General features: G+C 51.3%; 28 protein-coding genes. 6 read left to right on the top strand and 22 right to left on the bottom strand.

The features are described from left to right. The first annotated feature begins 109 nt into the window (after positions 1-109). From KNP84_RS05240 to KNP84_RS05230, 3 genes are all read left to right on the top strand, one after another. Positions 110-406 (top strand): rhodanese-like domain-containing protein, encoded by a 297-nt coding sequence (locus KNP84_RS05240; protein ID WP_215114435.1) that lies wholly within the window; start codon positions 110-112, stop codon positions 404-406. Positions 407-475: 69 nt separating this feature from the next. Continuing rightward, entirely contained in the window at positions 476-1,876 is a 1,401-nt protein-coding gene (locus KNP84_RS05235; RefSeq protein ID WP_215114434.1) for a rhodanese-like domain-containing protein, read from the top strand. Positions 1,877-1,939: 63 nt separating this feature from the next. Next, positions 1,940-3,061: a redoxin family protein gene (locus KNP84_RS05230; protein WP_214834767.1), complete on the top strand. Its 1,122-nt coding sequence runs from the start codon at positions 1,940-1,942 to the stop codon at positions 3,059-3,061. Positions 3,062-3,124: 63 nt separating this feature from the next. Here the strand turns inward: KNP84_RS05230 and KNP84_RS15360 are convergent, their stop codons facing one another. From KNP84_RS15360 to KNP84_RS05200, 6 genes are all read right to left on the bottom strand, one after another. Then, positions 3,125-3,721, bottom strand: coding sequence for a YrvL family regulatory protein (locus KNP84_RS15360; RefSeq protein ID WP_353049101.1), 597 nt, complete (start codon positions 3,719-3,721; stop codon positions 3,125-3,127). After that, on the bottom strand, positions 3,628-4,380 hold the full coding sequence (gene nfsA / locus KNP84_RS05220; RefSeq protein WP_214834765.1) for an oxygen-insensitive NADPH nitroreductase: 753 nt from the start codon (positions 4,378-4,380) through the stop codon (positions 3,628-3,630). The genes KNP84_RS15360 and nfsA overlap by 94 nt, the downstream gene beginning before the upstream one ends. A gap of 66 nt (positions 4,381-4,446) precedes the next feature. Continuing rightward, entirely contained in the window at positions 4,447-4,920 is a 474-nt protein-coding gene (locus KNP84_RS05215; protein WP_214834764.1) for a hypothetical protein, read from the bottom strand. 327 nt (positions 4,921-5,247) lie between these two features. Further along, positions 5,248-5,787: a sugar O-acetyltransferase gene (locus tag KNP84_RS05210; RefSeq protein ID WP_215114432.1), complete on the bottom strand. Its 540-nt coding sequence runs from the start codon at positions 5,785-5,787 to the stop codon at positions 5,248-5,250. Between the two features lie 114 nt (positions 5,788-5,901). After that, positions 5,902-7,371 carry a catalase gene (locus tag KNP84_RS05205; RefSeq protein WP_215114431.1) on the bottom strand — a complete coding sequence of 490 codons (1,470 nt, stop codon included), beginning with the start codon at positions 7,369-7,371 and terminating at the stop codon, positions 5,902-5,904. A 108-nt stretch (positions 7,372-7,479) separates the two neighbouring features. Further along, entirely contained in the window at positions 7,480-8,061 is a 582-nt protein-coding gene (locus KNP84_RS05200) for a DUF2238 domain-containing protein (protein ID WP_021066644.1), read from the bottom strand. A 154-nt stretch (positions 8,062-8,215) separates the two neighbouring features. Here KNP84_RS05200 and KNP84_RS05195 point away from each other — a divergent pair, with 154 nt between their 5' ends. Together KNP84_RS05195 and KNP84_RS05190 are read left to right on the top strand one after the other, a co-directional pair. Continuing rightward, on the top strand, positions 8,216-8,629 hold the full coding sequence (locus tag KNP84_RS05195) for a VOC family protein (protein WP_214720238.1): 414 nt from the start codon (positions 8,216-8,218) through the stop codon (positions 8,627-8,629). Positions 8,630-8,847: 218 nt separating this feature from the next. Continuing rightward, entirely contained in the window at positions 8,848-9,396 is a 549-nt protein-coding gene (locus KNP84_RS05190; protein ID WP_214720239.1) for a GrpB family protein, read from the top strand. 153 nt (positions 9,397-9,549) lie between these two features. Here the strand turns inward: KNP84_RS05190 and KNP84_RS05185 are convergent, their stop codons facing one another. The 11 genes from KNP84_RS05185 to KNP84_RS05135 all read right to left on the bottom strand — a co-directional run bounded on the left by KNP84_RS05185 (position 9,550) and on the right by KNP84_RS05135 (position 16,291). Further along, entirely contained in the window at positions 9,550-10,275 is a 726-nt protein-coding gene (locus KNP84_RS05185) for a class I SAM-dependent DNA methyltransferase (protein WP_215114430.1), read from the bottom strand. Then, entirely contained in the window at positions 10,275-10,622 is a 348-nt protein-coding gene (gene rsfS, locus KNP84_RS05180; protein WP_021066647.1) for a ribosome silencing factor, read from the bottom strand. Before rsfS ends, KNP84_RS05185 begins: the two co-directional genes overlap by 1 nt. Positions 10,623-10,632: 10 nt before the next feature. Continuing rightward, on the bottom strand, positions 10,633-11,190 hold the full coding sequence (gene yqeK / locus KNP84_RS05175) for a bis(5'-nucleosyl)-tetraphosphatase (symmetrical) YqeK (RefSeq protein ID WP_214720241.1): 558 nt from the start codon (positions 11,188-11,190) through the stop codon (positions 10,633-10,635). Beyond that, positions 11,180-11,749: a nicotinate-nucleotide adenylyltransferase gene (locus tag KNP84_RS05170; RefSeq protein ID WP_214720242.1), complete on the bottom strand. Its 570-nt coding sequence runs from the start codon at positions 11,747-11,749 to the stop codon at positions 11,180-11,182. The genes yqeK and KNP84_RS05170 overlap by 11 nt, the downstream gene beginning before the upstream one ends. Then, complete coding sequence (gene yhbY / locus KNP84_RS05165; protein WP_021066650.1) at positions 11,746-12,042, bottom strand: ribosome assembly RNA-binding protein YhbY; 297 nt, start codon at positions 12,040-12,042, stop codon at positions 11,746-11,748. Before yhbY ends, KNP84_RS05170 begins: the two co-directional genes overlap by 4 nt. 5 nt (positions 12,043-12,047) lie before the next feature. Continuing rightward, positions 12,048-12,833: a shikimate dehydrogenase gene (aroE, locus tag KNP84_RS05160; RefSeq protein ID WP_215114429.1), complete on the bottom strand. Its 786-nt coding sequence runs from the start codon at positions 12,831-12,833 to the stop codon at positions 12,048-12,050. Further along, entirely contained in the window at positions 12,830-13,942 is a 1,113-nt protein-coding gene (gene yqeH / locus KNP84_RS05155; RefSeq protein ID WP_029595938.1) for a ribosome biogenesis GTPase YqeH, read from the bottom strand. The genes aroE and yqeH overlap by 4 nt, the downstream gene beginning before the upstream one ends. A gap of 134 nt (positions 13,943-14,076) precedes the next feature. Next, positions 14,077-14,703, bottom strand: coding sequence for a YqeG family HAD IIIA-type phosphatase (locus tag KNP84_RS05150; RefSeq protein ID WP_021066653.1), 627 nt, complete (start codon positions 14,701-14,703; stop codon positions 14,077-14,079). Positions 14,704-14,831: 128 nt separating this feature from the next. Beyond that, a complete protein-coding gene (locus KNP84_RS05145; RefSeq protein WP_051627745.1) occupies positions 14,832-15,614 on the bottom strand; it encodes a phosphatidylserine decarboxylase in 783 nt (260 codons plus the stop codon). Next, positions 15,611-16,030 carry a thioredoxin family protein gene (locus KNP84_RS05140; RefSeq protein WP_021066655.1) on the bottom strand — a complete coding sequence of 140 codons (420 nt, stop codon included), beginning with the start codon at positions 16,028-16,030 and terminating at the stop codon, positions 15,611-15,613. Before KNP84_RS05140 ends, KNP84_RS05145 begins: the two co-directional genes overlap by 4 nt. A gap of 66 nt (positions 16,031-16,096) precedes the next feature. Continuing rightward, positions 16,097-16,291 (bottom strand): YjzD family protein, encoded by a 195-nt coding sequence (locus tag KNP84_RS05135; RefSeq protein ID WP_021066656.1) that lies wholly within the window; start codon positions 16,289-16,291, stop codon positions 16,097-16,099. 164 nt (positions 16,292-16,455) lie between these two features. Here KNP84_RS05135 and KNP84_RS05130 point away from each other — a divergent pair, with 164 nt between their 5' ends. After that, entirely contained in the window at positions 16,456-17,268 is an 813-nt protein-coding gene (locus KNP84_RS05130) for a Cof-type HAD-IIB family hydrolase (protein ID WP_029595940.1), read from the top strand. Between the two features lie 56 nt (positions 17,269-17,324). Here the strand turns inward: KNP84_RS05130 and KNP84_RS05125 are convergent, their stop codons facing one another. The 5 genes from KNP84_RS05125 to KNP84_RS05105 form a co-directional block, all read right to left on the bottom strand. After that, positions 17,325-17,996 carry a 5'-methylthioadenosine/S-adenosylhomocysteine nucleosidase family protein gene (locus tag KNP84_RS05125; protein WP_214755694.1) on the bottom strand — a complete coding sequence of 224 codons (672 nt, stop codon included), beginning with the start codon at positions 17,994-17,996 and terminating at the stop codon, positions 17,325-17,327. A gap of 74 nt (positions 17,997-18,070) precedes the next feature. Further along, positions 18,071-18,919 carry a YitT family protein gene (locus KNP84_RS05120; protein ID WP_021066659.1) on the bottom strand — a complete coding sequence of 283 codons (849 nt, stop codon included), beginning with the start codon at positions 18,917-18,919 and terminating at the stop codon, positions 18,071-18,073. Positions 18,920-19,064: 145 nt separating this feature from the next. Beyond that, positions 19,065-21,362, bottom strand: coding sequence for a glycoside hydrolase family 65 protein (locus KNP84_RS05115; RefSeq protein WP_021066660.1), 2,298 nt, complete (start codon positions 21,360-21,362; stop codon positions 19,065-19,067). Positions 21,363-21,572: 210 nt separating this feature from the next. Continuing rightward, positions 21,573-21,980, bottom strand: a complete 408-nt coding sequence (locus KNP84_RS05110) for a general stress protein (protein WP_215114428.1) — start codon at positions 21,978-21,980, stop codon at positions 21,573-21,575. Continuing rightward, complete coding sequence (locus KNP84_RS05105; protein ID WP_215114427.1) at positions 21,977-22,786, bottom strand: YsnF/AvaK domain-containing protein; 810 nt, start codon at positions 22,784-22,786, stop codon at positions 21,977-21,979. The genes KNP84_RS05110 and KNP84_RS05105 overlap by 4 nt, the downstream gene beginning before the upstream one ends. Between the last annotated feature and the right edge of the window lie 85 nt (positions 22,787-22,871).

Here is a 22,871-nt window from a genome sequence, read left to right as displayed (position 1 = left end):
GACCTCCGATTCTTTTTCTTGCATTCAGTATACCTCGGGGGGTATATTAAAAACAACGAAAGAAACTCGCTTCAAAAATTCTTAAACCAAAAAAGGAGATTTATCACTCATGAAAACCATTTCGACTATTGAACTAGAAACGTTGCTTCAATCTAATGAGACGCTTAACTTGATTGATGTTCGGGAGACAGACGAATTTGCAGGTGGCCACATCAAGCAAGCGAAAAACGTCCCACTCTCTGAATTCGGTGCGAAAGTCGATGAGCTCGATCGTTCGAAACCGATTCACGTCATCTGTGCGGCAGGCGGACGAAGCATGAACGCTTCGGCTTACCTCGACTCACTCGGCTTCGATGTCGTCAACGTCGATGGCGGCATGATGAGCTGGACAGGTGAAACGGTCTAACAATCTTCTATATATACAGTAAAAAAACACAGTCGTTTACAGTCAACTATTCTTAGGGGGGTATTCCACATGTTATTACGTTATTTCTATGATCAAAAATTAGCACAAGCATCTTATATGGTCGGTTGCCAAATGACCGGCGAAGCCGTAGTCATCGACCCGGCCCGCAACATTACACCGTATCTTCAAGAAGCTGAAAAAGAAGGCATGAAAATCGTCGCGACGGCTGAGACTCACATCCACGCCGACTTCGTATCAGGTTCACTCGAGCTCGCGAAACGTACCGGTTCAACGGCTTACCTATCGGACGAAGGTGACGCGTCATGGAAATATGCGTTCGCGAAAGACATCGACTCAAAACTCGTCAAAGATGGCGATACGTTCAAAGTCGGTAATGTCACATTCGAAGTCATGCATACACCAGGCCACACGCCAGAACATATCTCATTCTTGCTGTATGACCGCAACCAGACACAACCAATGGGCATCTTCACAGGTGACTTCGTCTTCGTCGGCGATATCGGTCGTCCTGACTTGCTCGAAGAAGCAGCCGGCGTGAAAGGCACTACAGCCATCGGTGCCGAGCAAATGTTCGACTCGCTCAAGAAGTTCAAAGACCTTCCTGACTTCGTTCAAGTATGGCCGGGCCACGGTGCCGGCAGTGCCTGCGGAAAAGCGCTCGGCGCGATCCCGACATCGACAGTAGGTTACGAGAAAGCGACGAACTGGGCACTTCAAATGACTGATCAAGATGCGTTCATCAAAGAGTTGACGACGGATCAACCAGAACCGCCGAACTACTTCGCAATGATGAAGAAAGTAAACAAAGAAGGCATTCAAGTGACGAACGAGATCGCTCGTCCGGAAGTCGTCGGCGCGGATCGTCTTGACACGCTCGTCGAAGCAATCCAAGTCGTCGACACACGTAAAGGGGAAGATTTCGCCAAAGGACACGTCCCTGGCACCATCAACATCCCATACAACACGAAATTCGTCTCATGGGCCGGCTGGCTCGTCAACTTCGACAAAGACATCACGCTCATCGCGAGCGCGGAAGACTTCGAACAAGTGCAGACGGATCTTCAATCAATCGGTCTCGACCGTCTCCGCTTCATCGTCCCAGTCGAAGAGCTCGGTCAAGAACTTTTGACGGAAACGTACACGGACGTGACAGCTGAACAAGCGATTGAATCAGCTGAAAAAGGTGACGTCTTCGTCCTCGACGTCCGAAATGCGACGGAATGGAACGCGAGCCACTATGAGAAAGCCGAGCGCATCCTACTCGGTAAGTTGGCGCGTGACCACGAAGGCCTCCCGACAGATCAAACGATTGCCGTTCACTGTGCATCTGGCGTCCGTTCACGGATGGCCGCGAGTGTGCTTCAATCACTCGGCTACAAGGATATCCAAAACATCCTCGGTGGCTATGGCGCGATGAAGACTGTCCTCAATGCAGAACAAATCGGCTAATGCTATACTACAAACAAAGAAAGCGCCCACTCGTCTGGGCGCTTTTTCTCTAGGAGGGATTATGTGATCGCCATCGGTCCATTGAACATTCGACTCGATTTACTGGCTATGGTGGCCAGCCTACTTATTCTCTACATCGGCTTTAAAAAAATCGGCTTGTCGGAAAAAGAACGCGACGCCGTCCTCGGGACATGGTTCGCCGGTTTCCTCGCTTGGAAAGGAAGCGCGATCGTACTCGGTCTCGCGTCGACAGGAAGTTTGGCCTTATCCCTTTATGCGACCGGCGGCACGTGGTCACTTCTCATTGCCGCTGCCGTGATTGCTTTTTTTGTATTCCGGCTCACGCCTAGCCTTCGTGGCTATTGGTTGTTCTCGGCCTTGGTCTTTTGGTTTGCGGTGACGCTCGTCGTCCCCAAATATGGGATGCTCCCGCTGCTTTCCTCATCGCAACCGCTCCATCTCTATATGGCCGCCCTCATCGTCTTACTGCTTATCGCAACGTGGCGCTGGATGCGGACACCGACGCTCGGAGCGCTGCTCTGGACGGGGGTCGGTGCATTTTCGATTTGGTTGACCGGGTCAATCGTCACCGGTACTTTCGAGTTGTGGTGGATCATTCCGTTCTTCCTTCTAATCGCCGTCGCCGCCTACGTGGCGCGACCGTCCCAGAAGGCCGTTCAATACGGACTCGGTCTCATCGTCGTGCTCGCCATCATCAACGCCAGCCTACCAGACGAGACACCACGACTCGAAGCCGGTTCGTCTCAGACCGGTTTGAACATTGGTCAAGTGCCGCCGAACTTTAAATTGAAGCGGACGGATGGGACGACGTTCAACTTGAGTGAGTTGCGCGGCGAACGGGTCGTCGTCAACTTCTGGGCGTCGTGGTGCCCACCGTGTCGGGCCGAGATGCCTGACATGGCCAAGTTTGCCCGTGAACAAGACGATGTGACCATCGTCGCCGTCAATACGACGACGAGCGAACGGGATGTCGCTGATGCCGAATCGTTCGTCGCCCCGTATGAAGACGCGTTCGAGGTCGTATATGACGAGAACGGGATGGTCGGAGATGCGTATCGGATTCAGGCGATGCCGACAACATACGTCCTCGATGAAAATGGAGTCATCGTCGCCAAGCAATTCGGCGCAATCGACCACGCCTGGCTCGATGCTCAGACAAATTGAAAATAAAGGAGCGGTTTTCTCTCGATTGAGAAAAGCCGCTCCTTTATTTGTCTCGCGGGTAATTCAACTCATTTTTTTTTCGTAAGCTTCAAATTCTTTTGAACCTCGTTTTGGAGGATCAGGATCTTGTTGAATAGATAACCACCCTACTAAACCTGTGACAAGCGAGAACAGACTGATCCCCAGTTGAGAAATCGACACGGACGTCATCAATCGGTCAATGATATTAACAATGATGAATGTACTCGTGATGTGAAGGAACAAAGCTAACATCCCTGTATGTGATTGGATGACATCAAGAGTCGTCAACGACTTCAACAAAGCCGATAGAAACAAGTTAATCGGGATCTCTGACAGTCCGTATACGAGGAAGAAGAGGAGCAGACTCCACAACGATTCATACTGTAGACCGAGTATTTTCAAGATTAGAAATTCAAGAGACGTAAACACAATCAATATGATTGAAATAATCAACGTACAAATCAATAAAGGTTTGATTCCTTTTATCGTGATCGTCCCCTTCTGTTTAGACAGCGTCCCCAAACTAAAAACCGCCTGAGCGGTTCTTAATTTTGCTTTGAGTAACCCTGAGTTTTCAAGAAATCTTTCACGTCGAGCCGGGTCGGTCTCGATAACATCCGTCCCATTTGTCCGGTCCACGTGTCGCTTCGTTGGTTCGACCCGCGTGCCGCATAGTAATCGTGAATCGTCGCATCATACGCATCGAGTTCTTGTTTCAGTTGCTCGGCGTCGGCGACGTATGTGTTCTCATGATAAATATGTTCGAGTGGGAGGCGCGGTTTTTGACCTTCGACGTGCTCTGGTACACCGACGGCAAGTCCGAAGAGAGGCAATACCCGCTCCGGCAGACCGAGCAGTTCCTTCACAGCGAACATATCATTGCGAATCCCGCCGATATAGCAAATGCCGAGGCCCATCGATTCGGCGGCAACGACAGCATTTTGCGAAGCGAGCGCGGCATCAATGACCGCAACAAGTAACTTCTCATCCGTCTCGAGTGTCGCATTCACTTCGGCCCCCCGCAGTTCACCGATTAACTCATGTCGATATAAATCAGCGCAGAAGACGAAGAAATGACCGTTGTCGATGACGTACTGCTGATTACCGGCGATTTCAGCCAGTCGAGCTTTCTTCTCCGGGTCGGTCACCCCGATGATGGAATAGGCTTGGATAAAGCTCGACGTCGAGGCGCGCTGGGCGCTCTCGACGATGAGCCGGATTTGTTCGTCGGTCAACGTCTCGTCCGTGAACGAGCGAACGGAGCGGTGGTTCAATAGTGTTTCAATGACTTGGTTCATGAAGCATCCCCCTTTTTTCTTATCTTGGCATAACCACAAGATCGGGACAATTTTGAAAGCTTCTAGTCAGACATCCACCTCAAAAATCGCCCACGGTAGCCAAAGGACAGATTCTGTCTCGACGTCTTCTTGATTGCTATATGTACAATAGCGTTCCGCTTCTTCAAGCGTCGGAATCAAGCCATGTTCATTCAAACGAAACGGGAACTGTTCAGCAAACTCTGACTCAAGACCATTACATAAATAGGAATGAAATATGCCCTTTTCATAACCAAGTACCTCATAACCTAACAGATGACCTGTTTCCACATTCTCTCTTCGCATGACGAAACGCTCGATTCCATATCGTTCAGGACTCTCACCCATTTCACTATCTTCTAAAAATGTAGAGATGTGTGCTTCCGGTAACGCTAGACCAACCACTTTGACCGCCACATGACTGAGAAACTGACGTTTGAATGTATGAGCCAGGTCTAGCGATTGAAACGTTTGTGGATACCCAAGCTGTCCAGACTCATGATACGTATCGATCCATGCCATTAGTTCGGTACTCCCTTGTTGATTAAGCTTTAATTCATGCTCATATGTCGCTTTGGCTTGCGTTGACATACCCCAGAGTACGTCGATGTTCGGATGGTGCTCGCATATACATGTACTTATAGACAAGACGGTTTCAGGAATGAGACGACTATCCATATAATCTGGTCGCACCGACTCTGCGACGAGCACATAACCAGCACTACATATTGTCATTTTTTCTCTCCCACGTTTTCTAAGTATATGTAAAGACCTTATGACTCCCCAGGTTTATAGCGGACGAACGGTTGAAACGTTAGTTCAGTAACGTATTAGTTCGTTGTTTCATCATCATTCTTGCTCAATCGCTTTGATGATTTTGGCTGAGTTTCCAGCCACCACGACGTTCGGAGGAACATTCTTCGTTACAACGGAACCTGCAGCGATAACCGCACCATCGCCAATCGTTATTCCTGCCAAAACGACGCAACTCCCTCCAATCCATACATCGTTGCCGATATGAATCGGGGTAGCGATCCCACTCTTGTTTCGGTCACGTGAAGGTAACGCATGTCCTGCCGTATAAATCCCGACGTTCGGCCCAATCATGCAGTCATCGCCAATCGTTACTTCAGCCATATCTAAAATCGTACAATTATAGCCTGCATAAAATCGATTTCCCACATGAATGTTAGTGCCTAAGTCACAATGAAAATTGTGTTCAACGACCGGATCTTCACCCACTGTACCAAATAGTTCACGGAGGATTGACGCTCGTAACGTATCATCATCAACTTCAGATGCATTGAAGCGCTGCACGAGCCGCTGTGCACGTCTTCCTTGACGCTTCAGAGCGTCAGTTCCTCGTTCATAATAAATGGTCTCTTTCATCACATGTTCCTCCTGACGTATGGATTAGGGCCTGCTAGTCAAAACGAGCCATCCCTGTGCTCTTTATTATACTCAAAAAAGCAGAGCGGCTGTTGCCGACTCTGCTTGAAATGATTATTCCGTCACTTGACTCAAGAACGGTGTGATATCGACGTTGAGTGCTTCCGAGAGACGCGCGCCGAGGTCGCGGTCGGCCCGATAGAAGTTGCAGATCAAGAGGAGCACCGTGTTTTCATGGCGGACTTCTTTAATGTGCGCCACCAAGTTGTTCACGAGTGCCGTCTTCTCTTCTTCCGAGTAGCGACGGTACACTTCTCCAGCTTGACCGAAGTCATTTGTCTTCTCGATTTTTTGACGTCCAGCCACTCCTGAGATTGGTTGTTCCGTCTCGATATAAGCCGCGTCCGGTTTCGGTGCGTCCTCATAGCGGTTCGGTTCATAGTTGACCGGGCTCGTCTGTTGTTTGAACGGCATCACGCCATCACGCTGATTGTTCGACACTTGTGCGAACGGACAGTTGATCGGGAGCTGCAAGTAGTTCGCCCCGATACGATAACGTTGCGTATCCGAATAGGAGAACAAGCGACCTTGGAGCATCTTGTCTTCAGACGGTTGAATCCCAGGTACGAGCACGCCCGGGTTGAATCCGACCGATTCCGTCTCGGCAAAATAGTTGTCGACGTTTTTGTTAAGCGTCATCGTACCGACGAGTTGATACGGGATGACATCTTCGAACCAGTCTTTTGTCGCGTCGAGCGGATCGAAATCGAAGTTATCCATATCGGCCGGGTCGAGGATTTGGACGTAGAGATCCCATTCTGGGAAGTCGCCTTCCTCGATGGCGTTGAACAAGTCGCGGGTCGCATGGTTGAAGTCTTCGGCCTGTACTTTCGCCGCTTCTTCCATCGACAAGTTTTTAACGCCTTGTTTCGGGACCCAACGGAGTTTTATGTACACCGTGTTTCCGTATTCGTTGACCCATTTGAATGAGTGGACCGATGAACCGCGCATATGACGGTATGAGGCTGGAATCCCTTCATCGCTGAACAAGTGGATGAGCATGCTCGTCGATTCCGGCGTGAGCGACATGAAGTCGAAGAAACGGTCTGGGTCTTGCAAGTTCGTCCGTGGGTCCGGTTTAAGTGAGTGGATCACGTCTGGGAATTTGATGGCGTCACGGATAAAGAAGACCGGTAAGTTGTTTCCGACGAAATCATAGTTCCCTTCTTCCGTGTAAAACTTGACCGAGAATCCACGTGGGTCACGAAGCGTCTCTGGTGAGCCAAGACCATGGATGACGGTTGAGAAGCGAGCGAAGATTGGAGTCTCTTGCCCTTCTTCCTGCAAAAATTTGGCTTTTGTATATCGTTTCATGCTATTTTTAACTTTGAAGACACCGTGTGCTCCGGCACCACGAGCATGAACGACCCGCTCCGGCACGCGCTCACGGTCAAAGTGGGCGAGTTTTTCAATGAGTTGATAATCTTCGAGAAGTGTGGGGCCGCGGCGACCCGCTGTGATGGAGTTGGCGTTATCCCCGATTGGGACGCCTTGGTTAGTAGTTAGACGACGATGTTGATCCATATTGTTGCCTCCTCTTTATAATCATTCTTACAAAGTTAATGATATTAAAAGATAATAATTATTACAAATAAAACGCTCGAGCAATACTCGGGCGTTTTGCAATCGCTTTCAGTTTTTACGTTTCTTATGTTGTTCTTTTCGGTGAATCTCGGTCACGAGCAAGGCCGCGATGATGCCGCCGAGTGATCCGGCAACGAGATCGACCATCGTGTCGTCGTTCCCGTTCCCTTGCATCGTCGTGTTCAATAGCAAGTCCGATGTGAATTCATACATTTCCCAAAGTGCCGCCCCGGCCATCGCGAAGACGACGATATAGACGAAGACGAACCGCTTCGGCATCTCAAGTCGGATGTCCTCATCAAGTCGACTTAAGAAATCGAAGCCGAGAAACGCCAAAAACACCCCACTCAACACGTGAAGAAACGTGTCCCACCAACCGTTCGAATACAATCCGACAATCGACCCCAAGTACTGCGACGCAAACAAAAATAAGATATAGGCGACTTTCATTTTAGCGTCGAACTCGGTTTTGAACGTCTTCTCGAGGATGAACGGAATCAAACCCGACACGATCCCCGCCCCGGCGACGCTCGCGTCAAACCACTCTCCTTCGATGATCGACGTGACGAGTATGACCGCCATGAACAACACGAACCCGAATTCTAGTAGACGTCCTCGTGTCAGTTTCATCTCCTTACGCCTTCTTTCGTAAGAATGTCTCATCTACTCCATTCCCGTTTCAGCGACCGTTTCAACAACCTTGTCCGAAAATTCGTGCTTTTGTCGGATTCTTCCGTCATCCGTTTGTCTCATACTGAAAGAAACGATTCGAGGAGGAACACTCATGCCGATCAACCCTTATCTCAATTTCAATGGCGACTGTCGCGACGCCGTCCTGTTTTATGCCGACGTCTTCGCCGAGCCCGCCCCGGACATCATGACGTTCGGTGCCCAGCCTGGACCGGACGGTGAACCTGTACCGGACGAGCTGGCCGACCTCGTCCTCCATGCCCGTCTGAGCGTCCATGGTACATCGCTCATGTTTTCGGACGCTATGCCGGACGGTCCGGTCACGTTCGGGCAGAACATCACACTCGCCGTCGTGACAGATGACCTCCACGCCATCCGTCGAGAATTCGAGGCTTTATCTGCCGGTGGCCGTGTCCTTATGCCGCTCCAAGAGACGTTCTGGAGCAAGGCGTATGGCATGGTCGAAGACCGTTTCGGTGTCCAATGGCAATTCAGTCACGAGGCTTGACCATGACAAAGACCCCATGCTACTTGCAATGGGGTCTTTCGACTCTTTTTATGATTAGCATTATGACGGGGCCATGAATCAACATTGAATTACTTGTGAACGGAGAAACAAGGCTGTAAGCAAAATGAGATAAAAATTATCTGGTTCTCTATATCGCGTTTAAAAATGAGGTTCTGGGTATAAAGTGAAAAAAACTTTCAGGGAGATGGGATAAACTCATGAAAGAAGACAAACACGAGCACTCAAATATTCCAATTTGGGCTTATGAGACTATTGAAATAGAAGATTCTAACGTGCAGTGGGCACGGTTAGGTCTACAAGAAACAAGAGAGTTGTTCGACTTACTTTCAAAGTTTGACATCAAGGAAGCAGAACACATAGGTAGTACGGCCGTTCCTGGTCTACCCGCAAAACCTATTATAGATGTGATGATTAGTATCGAATCGTTTGAAAAAATCCACGATATTGTTGATACATTAACGTTGCATGATTGGCACTATGTACCACCTGAACTAGATGGACAAACCTGGCGGAGATTTTTTGTGAAAGTAAAAAATGATAAGCGAGTTGCTCATTTACACATCATGAAAGTGGCAGAAGATCGTTGGGGAAAACAGATTGAGTTTCGAGATAAATTACGAGACAATCCTTCGCTTGTAAAAGAGTACGGGCTTCTTAAAAGGCATTTAGCAAAAGAATTTCGTAATGACCGAGAAAAGTATACTCAAGCTAAAGCTGCCTTTATAAGTCAAGTATTAAACACCTGACTTGGAGGCACGGAAACACGAATTGGGCAAACATGACTGCAACAATGCTTCACTTCGGGCAGAACCATCAATAAAAAAAGAATCAGAGCGCATGTTGCGATTTGATTCGTTAACAGCTCGAGACCCCATCGCAAATCCGCGATGGGGTCTCGTTTATTTCTGGGCGACAAAAAAGATTCGTTCTGCGTTCGGGCCCGGAGCTTGGTCCGTGAAGTCAGCGGTGACCGATTTCACATGGAAGCCGGCCCCGATGAGCCATTGCATATACTGCCCCGACTCATACGTCCGTTGCTCATGCGTCTCCTCGACGCGATCATACGTGCCATCCTCGAGGGCGACGAAGAACGTCAAATCGTGAACGACCGAGAGCGGTGCTTCGCCCGGGTCGGCGAACCAGATATACGAACAATCTTCCCCGTTCGAGGCATACGTCTTCTGATTGAAGAGCGTCTGCATCTTGTTCGGCGAATGCACATCAAAGATGAACATGCCGCCCGGTTTCAATTGTTCGTACACCGCCTCGAACGTATCGATGACATCGGCCTCATCCTCGAGATAGCAAAGCGAGTCACAGAGGATTGTCACGGCGTCGACGGGGTGTGGCAATTCAAGCTCCCGCATATCCTGTTGCCAGAGCGGAAGCATGATGCCTGCCTCGAGCGCTTTCTCTTGGGCGACTTCGAGCATCGACTCAGATAAGTCGAGTCCGATTGTCTCGTAATGCTCCGCCAAGCGAATCGTCGCCGAGCCCGTCCCGCATCCGACGTCAGCAAGCGATGCACCGTCTTTGACATGGCGACGCACGAAGGCGACCCAGTCCTCGTACGGGGCATCTTTCATCAACTCATCGTAGACGTAGGCGAACCCTTCGTACGCCATTAGCCGACTTCTACTTCCACTTGTGGCGCATCTGCCCACAATTTTTCAAGGTTGTAGTAGTCACGGTCATCGCGATGGAAGATATGGACGACGACGTTTTCGAGGTCAGCGAGCACCCAACGTGCCGAGTCCATGCCTTCGAATTTGTGGAGCGGGAGCTCATGCTCGCCGGCCACGTCTTTGATTTCGCGCGCGATTGCTTGGACTTGCTTCTCTGAATTACCGTGGCAGATGACGAAATAATCTGCGACCGGTGAGATGCCTTCCATGTCGAGGACGACGATATCTTCGGCACGCTTATCGTCAGCGGCCTTCACGATCAATTCTAATTCTTCTTTTACAGTCATACTGTACCTCCTAGGGTGTTTTCACAAAATGGTTATACGTCTCAATCGTCAGCGGGAAAATCCGCACCGACTTGTTCAATAAATAAGCAATCGTATGGCGCAACGTCGCGACGACGGCCGCTTCGAGCGAACGATCCGCGAGGTCACGCAAGACGTCGACGCCCGGATACGACCGATTCGGTTCGATCGCGTCCGCGACGAATAAAATCTGGTCGATCCGGGACATGCCCGGTTCTCCTGTCGTATGATTCTTGATGGCCGACACGACGGCCGGGTCAAGGTCGTACGCTCGGTCTAACAGGATGGCCCCGACCGGCGCATGCAACAGCTCGTCATCGAACTCAAGCAAGCTCGGATTGAGGTTCTCCTCGACCACGACTTGCCGCATCATGTCGGCATCCAAATATTTCGCATAGTCGTGCAACATCGCCGCGAGTCGCGCCGCTTCCACATCGGCCCCGTACAAGCGGGCCAACCGGTCGGCCGTCTCGACGACACCGAGCGTGTGGATGTAGCGTTTCTCGGGCAACGTCGCCTCAATCAATGATTGTGCTTCCTCATACGTCATACAAGTCGCGCTCCTTGATATAAGTTTCGACATCGAGCGGGACGAGATATTTGATGGACTTGTCCCGTCTCGTCCGCTCCCGGATATCGGTCGACGAGATCTCGAGTTGCGGCATATCGATCGTGCGCACATCTGCCTGTTTCGGGATGCGGTATCGGCTGCCCGGACGCGCGACAGCCCCGAACGTGACGAGGGTGACGAGCGTCTCGTAATCGTACCACTTTTCGAGTGATTCGAGCGAGTCCGCCCCAATCAAGAAGAAGAATGTGTCGTCCGGATACAAGTCCCGCAACCGTCTCATCGTCTCGACCGTATAGGACGGTTCGTCACGTTCAAACTCAATCAAGCTCAGTTTGAACGCAGGTTGATCCGCAATCGCCCGCCGAGTCATTTCGATTCGGTCTTTAGCCGGGCTGAAGCCCGCCTTGTGCGGCGGAATCGCCGCCGGCAGAAACCAGACCTCATCGAGTTCCAACTGTTCGCGCGCCTGTTCGGCGATCAATAAATGACCGAGATGTGGCGGGTCGAACGTGCCTCCCATCAGGCCGATGCGGCTCATGGGAGTTTGATTTGGCGATTTTCTTTCTCAGTCGCCTGTTTGTACAAGACGATGACTTTTCCGATGACTTGAACGACTTCGGCTTTCGTGCCTTCAGCCAATTCTCCGGCTACGTCTTTCGGCGTATCGGTACAGTTTTGAAGCACTTGAACTTTCAAGAGCTCACGTTTTTCGAGCGCGTCGCTAATGTCTTTGCACATCGCTTCACTCACTCCATTTTTTCCGACTTGATAAATCGGCGAGAGGTGGTGTGCCTCGGCACGTAAAAAGCGTTTTTGTTTACCTGATAACATACTATTTATTCCTCCAATAAGCGTTCAATTAACTTCATTCCGACAAGTTGATCCGGTCTCACACCTGTCCAATATTCAAACGCCAAAGCGCCTTGTCCGACGAACATGGCAGTTCCGTTGACGATTTTCGCGTCTGCTTTGGCGGCTTCCTTTAAAAACGGTGTGACGAGTGGACGATATATGATATCACAAACGACAGTGTTTTGTCGTAAACCTTTTAACGATCGTGGTGAATCGACGCCGTCCATGCCGACCGATGTCGTCTGGATGATGACGTCATACCGTGCGATCTCGACATCTGTGAGCGCCTGCGCCTCGATCCCGAACGCGTCCGCGAGACGCTCCGCCCGTTCCATCGTTCGATTTGTGACCGTAACGTCACGGGTCGGCAAGGCACTGATGATGCCGCGCGCTGCCCCACCCGCCCCGATGACGAGCACATGGCCCGTCCAATCGGTCCAGCGGTCGAGCGCGGCGACGAGGCCGGCACCGTCCGTGTTCGTCCCAATCAGCTTCCCGTCCCATTTATACACCGTGTTGACGGCACCGGCGGCTTCGGCCGCCTGGTCGAGCTCGTCTAGGTACGGGATGACAGCCTCTTTATACGGGATCGTGACGTTGAATCCGTCCCAGACACCGTCACGCATCTGTTGAAACAAGTCCTCGATTTCGTCCGGGGTGACGTCGAGCGCCTCATAGCGCCCGAAAAGCCCAGACGCTCTCAGCCACTGCTCGTGCAGGACGGGAGAGAGCGAATGAGCAATCGGGTGACCGATGACGGCCAGTCTCATACGAGCGCCTCACGCAATGTGACGGCAACTCCTTTTGGTGCCCACGCGGCGATGCGTCCACCTTTTCCGTGAATCGCAACCCAACCGAGTCCGCTGAAGACGATGTCTGTCTTGACGCCGTCACGGAGACTGAACTCGTGACGCACGAGCGGAGGCAATAGTTGCAACGTTTTCTCGTTCGGCGGATTGAGCATCTTACCGATATGGTTTTCGTATAGTTCATCTGCTTTGTCGAGCTTGGTCCGGTGTGTCTTCAACTCGTTCGACATGTAGACAACGAACGAGCGCTTGTTGCCTTCCATGTAGTCGAGACGGGCGAGTCCACCGAAGAAGAGTGTCTGCTGCGGGTTCAATTGGAACACGTGCGGCTTAATCTCTTTTTTCGGGGTGATCGTCTTCAAATCTTTCGCATCGACATAATGCGCCATTTGATGACGGTTGATAATCCCCGGCGTGTCGTACAGGTTCGCATCATCGTCGAGCGGGACGTCAATCAAATCGAGCGTCGTTCCCGGGAAATGACTGACCGTGATGATGGCCTCGTCTTCTGCTCCGAAACGCTTGATGATTTGGTTGATGAGCGTCGACTTCCCGACGTTCGTACAACCGACGACATAGACGTCCTTGCCTTTACGATAGTACTCAATTTTCTCTGCGAGCTCGTCGATGCCGTGCCCTTTTTTGGCACTGATCAAGTGCACATCGACCGGGTTCAAGCCGAGTTCTTTCGCTTCAGACTTCATCCAGTTGGCCATCCGGTTCGGGTTGACCGACTTCGGTAATAAGTCGACTTTGTTCCCGACCAAGAGGACGGGGTTCGTGCCGACTGAGCGTTGTAGCCCTGGCAACCAGCTGCCATTGAAGTCGAAAATATCGACGATTTTAATGACGAGCGCTTCTTTGGAGCTGATGCCGTTCAAGATGCGCAAGAAGTCGTCATCTGTCAATTCGACGTCTTGAATTTGATTGTAGTGCTTCAATTTGAAGCAACGTTGGCAAATGACGATCTCGCGATCGAGTGCCGATTTTGGTGCATAACCGGCACCGGTCGGGTCTTCCGTTTGAATAGCGACACCGCAACCGGCGCAATAACGTGTTGTTTCTTCCATAATGTTGTCTGCTGTCATTTAAGTTGCCTCTTCTTCATTCACTGTAGCGCCTCGCCGCTACTCCTGAAGCGTTAATTCCGACGCCTTACGCGCCGTACATGGACAGCCTCCTTCTTCCTGTGCGTTCGAGGTCCTTATTCATCTTTTTTATGTGAATCTTCGGAACGTGAGTGCATCGCTTCACCGATTTTCTCAGCGACGGCCACTTTGGCGCGCTTCGCATCGACGGCGAGTTCCTCAACTTTTTTCGTGATCAACACGTACTTTCCGCGACGTTTCATATGGGCGAACACGACTTTTTCAAGCATGCGATTGAACTTCGTGACGAGTCCGTCCGTCTTGACGACCGGTTGCACGTGGATGACGTGAATCCCGGCCATGTTGGCACCGAGTACGTCCGTGAACAATTGATCGCCTAAGAAGATGGCTTCTTTCGTCGAATAGCCATATTTTGCGAGCGCCTGTTTGAATCCAGACGGTAACGGCTTTTTCGCACGTGCCACATAGTGAAGGCCGAGCGGTTCCGTGAACGTACGTACGCGGTTCTCGTTATTATTCGAGACGACGATGACATCGAGGCCGTGTGACTTCACTTTTTCAAGCCATAGCAAAAGAAGCTCTGGTGCGTGCGGGACGTCCCAGGCCACGAGTGTATTATCAAGGTCCGTCAAAATTACACGTACCCCACGGTCTTTCAATTCTTCAAGGTCGATGTCAAATACTGACGCGACGAACTGTTTCGGATAAAGTCGATTAAACACGGTTAAATTCCTCCAATTAGCTAAAGCGATTCAACTACTATACATGTAGTGATATCCCTTCTATGGTAAACGAAAACCGACCAAACGACTAGTGTATCGTTCGGTCGGCCTGAAAAAGTTTTAAAAAATCAACCGTTTTGCATCGTCCCGATGACTTCTCCGAGTCGAACCGGGCCGATTTTGGCTGGGTCGATGGTGACGCGGCCTTTCTCAAAACAAAGGATGACGGTCGAGCCGAATGAGAAATAACCGACCTCGTCGCCTTTGCCCGCGTGTTCGCCTTCAAGCGTCCATTCGATCGTATTGACGTTCAACGCCCCGACCATGATGTGCTCGTATACTCCAACGGCCGTCTCGAAGCGTGTGACGCGACGATAGTTGCGTGAGAGCGGACGAACCGTCTCCGTCAACCCGATGTCATTCACCGGTGCCGAACGGTCACCGAGTTCATAATGACTGAGCACCCGCCCGGCGAGCGGGACGTGGACGCGGTGATAGTCACGCGGGCTCAAATAAAGGACACAGACCGTACCGCCGGCGTAACGTCTTGCTTCTTGTTGCGATCCGAGCAGTTCGGCGAGCGTGTACGACTGACCCTTGACCTCGAAGCGGCTGTCGTCCGTAATATCGGCCACGATGGATAGTTTGCCGTCGCATGGTGAGACGACCGAGTTCGGGTTGGCGTCAATCGGCCGGACCCCGTCTTTCAAATGACGTGTGAAAAAGGCGTGCAGGCTCGGATAAGCCTCGATCGGTTCCGCCGCTTCATCAACGTTGATTTGATACGTTTTCGCAAACGACGGGATGAAGGCCCGGCTCGCTGACGATTCAGCGAAGGCACGGAGTCGCTTGGCAATGACCGGGGTCGCGTTCAATTCAAACAAAGTCTGATATAAGCGGCTTTTGATCACTGTGTGCCCTCCTCGTTTTTAAAGAACGTTTCATACTGTTGCTCAGAGACCGCTCCTTCAACACGTCCGACTTCTTTTCCATCTTGGAAACGAATCATCGTCGGTGTCCCGTTGATGCCATAAGTCGTCCAGACGTTGTGGTCGGCCAAGTTGATGGAGACGGCGTCATTCTCTTCGATGAGTGGCTCGACGTATGGTTTGACTTGCTCACAGTATTCGCAACCTGTCTGCCAGAAGTAGACGACGACTTCCTCTTCTTCTGAAATCTTCGTCTCGAGCTCGTCAGGTGTGACGGCGTTGACGCCCGTCTCCTCGTTCGCGTTGTTCAAGAAGAACAACAAGCCGAGACCGATGACGATGATGACTCCGATGATGGCGAACGTAATGAAGTTCGCCCGTTTGGCATTGTTTTTCATATTCGATTCCTCCTAATAATATAAAAAGAACTGACTCGGATATGAGCCAGCTTGGTTGTAGACGTCTTACTTCTCTTGTGCGACGTCGCTAATCCCCATATCTTGGTTAAGCGTGTCCAAGAGTACAATAAAGATCGTGATGACGACGCCAAAGAATGTCGCGAGCATCGCGTTGAACGTCACGCCATCGACAGCAGAAATGATAAAGATTGCTGTATTCGAAAGCAAGATCGCCCAGAACAATGTGACTAAGTAACGCATCGATAGTCCCCTCCATCTCACAGATGATTCATGAAAAATTCATACGTCCTTAGTATAGCATTGTTACCGTAAAATGTGCGACCTCGATTGTATATTCTTTCCGTCGAAACGGGAAATATGGTACGGTTTGAGAAATAAGCAACTCGTAGAAAAGAGGAAACCCTATGTCACGTTATTTAATCGCAGTCGATTTGGATGGAACGTTGTTGCGCGACGACAAGACGATCAGTGAGCGCAACGTGCGCGCGCTTCAAGCAGCCCGTGAGGCGGGTCATGAAGTGATGATCGCGACCGGTCGCCCACAACGCCACTCGATCATGTATTACGAAGAGCTCGGCTTGACGACACCGCTCATCAACTTCAACGGCGCGCTCGTCCATCACCCGAAAGATCCGTCATACGCAGTGACGCACCGGCCGATTCCCCTCAAGACGGCGCACGAAATTATCGAGGAAGTATCGGAAACGAAAGCGCACAACATCGTCGTCGAAGTGACCGACCACGTCTATTTCCATAAAGATCCGCAAGAGTTTTACAGCCCGTACGCCGAGCGCGCGCTCAGCGTCACGTCGGGCAACTTGCTCAAACACTTGCAGGAAGAACCGACATCGCTCCTCATCCACGCGACGAAAGAGCACGTCGACAACGTCCGCGCTCGTTTGAATAAAGTCCACGCCGAGGCCGTCTTGAACCGCCAATGGCGCATGCCAGAGCACATGATCGAGGTCATGAGCCAGAACACGTCGAAAGCGCTCGGGTTGCGCGAAGTATCGAAACATCTCGGTATCAACCGCAAAAACATCATCGCGTTCGGCGACGAGGAAAACGACCTCGAGATGCTCGACTACGTCGGCACCGGCGTCGCGATGGGCAACGCCATCAGCCAGTTGAAAGCCGTCGCGGATGAAGTGACCGCTTCGAATATGGAAGACGGCATCGCCATCTACCTCGAAGAAAAACTTGGCATCAAAGCATAATCCACACACCGACTGTTCATGCAGTCGGTGTTTTTTGCGTTCGATTCTAACCATGGTCAAATAAAGCGCCACAAATAGTCGTCAAAAATCTTGGTCATCACTTTCGGGGTGTTCGCGATGTACACGTTGATTTGTTCCACGTTCGAGTCATACGGATCCGCGTCACGTTCATCCGTCGGGAAGTCTGAGATTCCTTTGATGACGATGCATTCGACGTCATTTTTCTTGCAGATATACGCGATGGCGCCTGCTTCCGTATCCGCGATGGTGATGTCGTGTCCTTTCAGTTCCAGGTAGTCGTTCCACATCACGACCGCTCGATCGGCCGTCGCAATGGTACCCGTCAAAAAATCGTCCCCGTAGTTCGCTAGTTCAATGTCGACGATGAACGATTGCTTGATCAGCGGCTCTACTTCTTTGACCGTGCAATCGTATTGAACAGCGCGATGAGGGATGAGGATATCCAACTGGTTGAACGTATCGTCGATTCCGGCGCACGTGCCAGCCACAATCACTTTCATTAAATTGAAGCGAGACATCATATATTGATTGGCACCGACCCCGTTCGCTTTCCGCACACCGGTGCTGTAGAAAACGAGTTCGACATCATCAAGCGTCCTCTTGAAATACTCGCCATACGGGTAACTGAACCGCTCATCCACGCTAACGTCATAATACTCCAATGTCGCTTCATACTCCCATTTCGTCGCAATACTGACTCCAATCATCACACGTCCCCCTCACACTCGTTTGATCTCTACATATACAATAACCCCCGCTGAGCGTTCAGCGGGGGTTTATTTTAGCGTCGGAACGCACCTTCGACATCTTCAGTCGGGACCATATTGATGAAGACGCTTGGATCGGCGTCTTTACAGATGCGTGTGATTTCACGCACTTCGTGTCGTTGAGCGACCATCATGAGCGTCGCTTTCTCGACTTTCGAGTATGTGCCGATCGCCGGCATGAGCGTGATGCCGCGGAAGACGTGCTGGTGCAACTCCTTCGTCACTTCGTCCGGATGACTCGTGACGATGAAGAGCGTCTGGCGCTGCGTATTCGTATAAATCTCATCGATGACTTTCGACGTCACATATAAGAAGACGATCGTATAAAGCGCGGTCTGCCAACCGAACAACGCACCGGCCCAAAGCGCGATCATCATGTTCATGAGGAACAGATAGACGCCGACCGAGTTGTTCGTGAACTTCGCTAAGATCAGGGCGACGATATCGAATCCGCCGGTCGAGGCACCGAAACGAATCGTAATCCCCGAACCGATGGCGAGCAAAACCCCACCGAACACAGCGTTCAAAAGCGGGTCGTCCGAAATGATTGACGACTGCGGAAGCACGCGAATGAACACGGTGACTGCCGCGACGCTGATCAATGTATGAATCATCATGTTCTTGCCGAGCATGAAATAACTGACGATCAACAGCGGTACGTTCAAGACGAAGAACCAAATCCCTTCCCCGAGCTCAAACGGTGTCCCCGCAAACAGTTGCGTAAAAATTTGGGCGAGCCCCGTAAATCCGGTCGAGTATACCCCCGCCGGGATTAAAAATAATGTCATGGATAATGCAACGAACACTCCCCCGATAATCGAAACGATTCCGATGCGAGCGTGTTCTTTAACGGCTTCCGTCAAGTTTTGTCTCCCCTTTCAAAAATGGCTAAGAATCAAGATAACATAGTTTTCTAGTGCTGCCTACCATAAAAATAATGGGATGTGTCCACGCTCTTCATAAAAAAACAAGCCGGCCGAGGCCGACTTGTTGAGCTGATGCGTTTGGTCACGCTTTCACCGTCTCGATTGTCACGGCATCGTTTGCCGGGACCGTGACGATGTTTCCGTATACGCGGATGGACACGTCCGTGCCACCTGTCTGTTTGATCGTCACTTGTTCACGCGTCGACGTGACCGTCAAGTGATGACCGCGCCAGAGCATGTTGAACGAGTACCCGTTCCAGCCTTTAGGAATCATCGGGCTGAATGTGAGCTCCGACTCAAGGGCGCGCATACCTGCGAAACCGTGAACGATCGACATCCATGAGCCGACCATCGACGTGATGTGAAGCCCGTCTTCCGTGTCGTTGTTATAGTTATCGAGATCGAGTCGTGCCGAACGTTGGTACAACTCGACCGCCTTGTCTTCATAGCCGACTTCGGCTGCTATAATCGAGTAGACGCAAGGCGACAAGCTCGACTCATGGACCGTACGCGGCTCATAGAAGTCGAAGTTGGCCCGCTTCTGTTCGACCGTGAAGCGATCGCTGAACGTATACAGTCCTTGGAGCACATCCGCCTGCTTGATAAAGTTCGAGCGGAGGATACGGTCCCACGACCAGTTTTGGTTGAGCGGCAAATGTTTCGGATCGAGGTCTTTCACCAAAATCTGTTCTTTATCCATGAAGCCGTCCTGTTGCATGAACACGTCTGGGACGAGGTCATCTTTCGGGTAGTACATCTTCGTTTGGATATCGTTCCACTTCGCGAGTTCTTCGTCTGAAAGACCGAGCGTCGCGACAAGTTCTTCAAGGCGCGCCGGCTCTGCTTCTTTCAAATAGTTGTACACTTCTTGCGTGTACTCGAGCGTCCAAGCGGCAATCAAGTTCGTATACCAGTTGTTGTTGACGTTGTTGTCGTATTCGTTCGGACCTGTGACGCCTAGAATCATATACACGTCTTTGTGCGGGACAAAGTTGACGCGGCTCGCCCAGTAACGCGAGATCTCGACCAATACTTCAAGTCCGTATTGACCTAGGTATGACTTGTCGCCCGTGAAGTTCGTATAGTTGAAGATGGCGTGGGCGATCGCACCGTTCCGGTGAATCTCTTCATGCGTGATTTCCCACTCGTTGTGGCACTCTTCCCCGTTCATCGTCACCATCGGATAGAGGGCGCCTTCCATGCCGACGTTCTTGACCGAGTTCTCTTTTGCTTGCGGCAATTGGTTGTGACGATATTTGAGCAAGTTCCACGATACTTCCGGTTTCGTCGTCGCCAAGTAGAAGTGGAGGCAATACGCTTCCGTGTCCCAGTATGTGGCGCCGCCGTATTTCTCGCCGGTGAACCCTTTCGGTCCGATGTTGAGGCGCGAGTCCTCGCCCGTATACGTCTGATACATGTTGAAAATGTTGAAGCGGATACCTTGCTGCGCTTCAGCGTCGCCGTCGATGCGGACGTCCGCGTCTTCCCAACGAGCGAGCCATGCTTCCGTCTGCTCGGCGAGAAGCGTTTCGAAGCCTTTTTCGAACGCCATCTCGACACGTTGCATCCCTTCCGATTGTAACGCCTCGACTTCATAATCACGGTTCGTGACGACCGAGACGTACTTGTACGCCGTCGCCGTCTCACCAGCTGGTGCCGTGACCGTGAACTTGTTGGCGACGTAAAGGTCCGTCGCTTCGAGCACTTCGCAACGTGCCCCCTCGACGTCAGCAATCATCGATGCCGTGACGTGCCAGTCGAGCTTCTTCGTTTTCGTTGTCACGAAACCGAAACGCTCTTCGACGCCGTGTTCGACCGGCAACCAGAACTTCTCATCGTAGTTCGAGTCTTCGTTGACGACATCGCCGTCCAAGAAAGGTGTGAATTCGACTTTCGCTTCGTAGTTGACCGGAGTGACGTTGTAACGGATCGCCAAAATCTCTTTGTCGACGATTGAGAAGAACCGGACGACTTCGACGTTCGTCTCTTCCGTCCCGTTCACGAGCGTGAACGTCCGCGTCAAGACACCGCGCTGCATATCAAGTTCACGCGTAAAGTCTTTCACTTCCCACTTCGCCAAGTCGACCGGCGTCCCGTTGATGGCGACACGAAGCCCAACGACGTTCGTCGCGTTCAATACTTTTGCGAAGTATTCCGGATAACCGTTCTTCCACCAACCGACACGTGTCTTATCTGGGTAATAAACACCGGCCACGTAAAAGCCTTGATGTGTATCGTTTGAATACTCTTCTTCAAAGTTGCCACGCATCCCCATATGTCCATTCCCGAGCGAGGTAATTGATTCCGCCAGGCGATTTTCTTCCGGATGTAGGCCTTTTTCCGTTACTTTCCATTCGTCGACTGCAAACAATCGTTTCATCTGTCTGCCACTCCTTTTTCTCTACAAGGCTACTCGTCATTAGACAATCGAATCATGCAACCGTTTGTCTATGAAAGCGCTGTATTTCAATCTCACCTCTCATTTTACACGACTCGCACGAGAATGCAATCGTTTGCATAAACTTTTTTCTTACTTTTTGGAGCAAACAAAAAACCTACCACCTTTTCAAGAAGGCAGTAGGTGCTCTAGTCACTTGTCTCGGTCGCGCCCGAACGCCGCGTTCGCTTCGTGCCCTTCGAACGCCGGGTTGTTTCCGTCATTGAACCCCGTGTCCGGTTCATCGAGAATCAAGGCGTAGCCTCCGTTTAAAATATCGCCATACGCGCGGTTGACGTCGTCGTCAGCGAGACCGAGGTCGAGCAACGCCCGCTTCACTTCCTGCTCGCCTTCGGCCACACCCGCGAACTTTTGCATCCAGTTCGCGCTCGCTGCTTCCACTTTTGCGTCGGTGTTCCGTTTGACGAGCGAGACGTCATCTTTGTCTCTCGCGACGACATATAAGTCGCTCTCCTCATAGCCTTCCTCGGTCAGTTGATCGATTTTGGCGACGAGGGCCGCCTCGTCTTGGTATGTGTCTACAAATCGACGTTTGCTCATCGTGTCTCATCCTTTCGGGTTGTCTGGTCATGAATCGTGACGTCGGCCTGGCCGACCTCGGTCACTTCAATTTCTTCTTTACGGAGCGTCTCCGTCATGGTTTTCACGTCTTCGGTCACTTGTTTCCGGACGATAATCTCTTCGACGACGACAGGACGTTTGACGATGAACGCCCGTTCCTCGATGACTTGAATCCGGAGATGGTCCCCTTCGTCAATCGTGCGAATGCCGGGCTGATTAAAGTCATAGTCCTCGAGCACGTCTTCTGACCCTGGTGTCCGCTCCACATGAACCTGTTCCCTGCGGACCGGGACTTCAATCTCTTGAACTGTCTCCGCGACGTGTCGATTGATGACGACCTCGCCCGTTTGAACGGCTTGTTTCTCGACGGTCAAGCGTTCCTCGTGCAAGGCAAGCGTCTGTTCTTCCGTCTCCGGTTCTGATTTCATTTTCGGGCGGCCGGCCTCAAGCGATTGGTCGCCACGGTCGGCATCGACGTACAAGAAGAGTCGTCCCTGCTCGACTTCCTGAGCGAAGCGATCCTGTTGCTTCTTCGTGAGCCGCATGCTACCAAGCCAGCGTTCAATCGGTCGCTCGCTCGATGTGACGAGTGAGGCGACCGTACCCGGTTCGTCGGTGACGAGCACATATAACTTCGACTGGCGTCGGACCGCGTCCGCGACGTCGGCTCGTTTGACGAGGACGTACATGTCCTCTTCGGCGTATCCTTCTCGTTTCAAATCGACCGTTCGATTGAGCAGCGCCTCCGGCTGGTCAAATACTTCAGAGATAATCGCATGTTTCATGGCATTGATTCCTCCTATGGTTACTTGGCGAAAAAAAGGATGGTCCCTCAGAGAGAGCCATCCTTGTCGAGGTACTTGGTCAATC

The sequence above is a fragment of the Exiguobacterium sp. s70 genome (assembly GCF_018618315.1).
GTDB lineage: Bacteria > Bacillota > Bacilli > Exiguobacteriales > Exiguobacteriaceae > Exiguobacterium > Exiguobacterium chiriqhucha.
The sequence above is the reverse complement of the archived record's forward strand: the minus strand, read 5'-3'. Positions and strand labels throughout refer to the sequence as shown.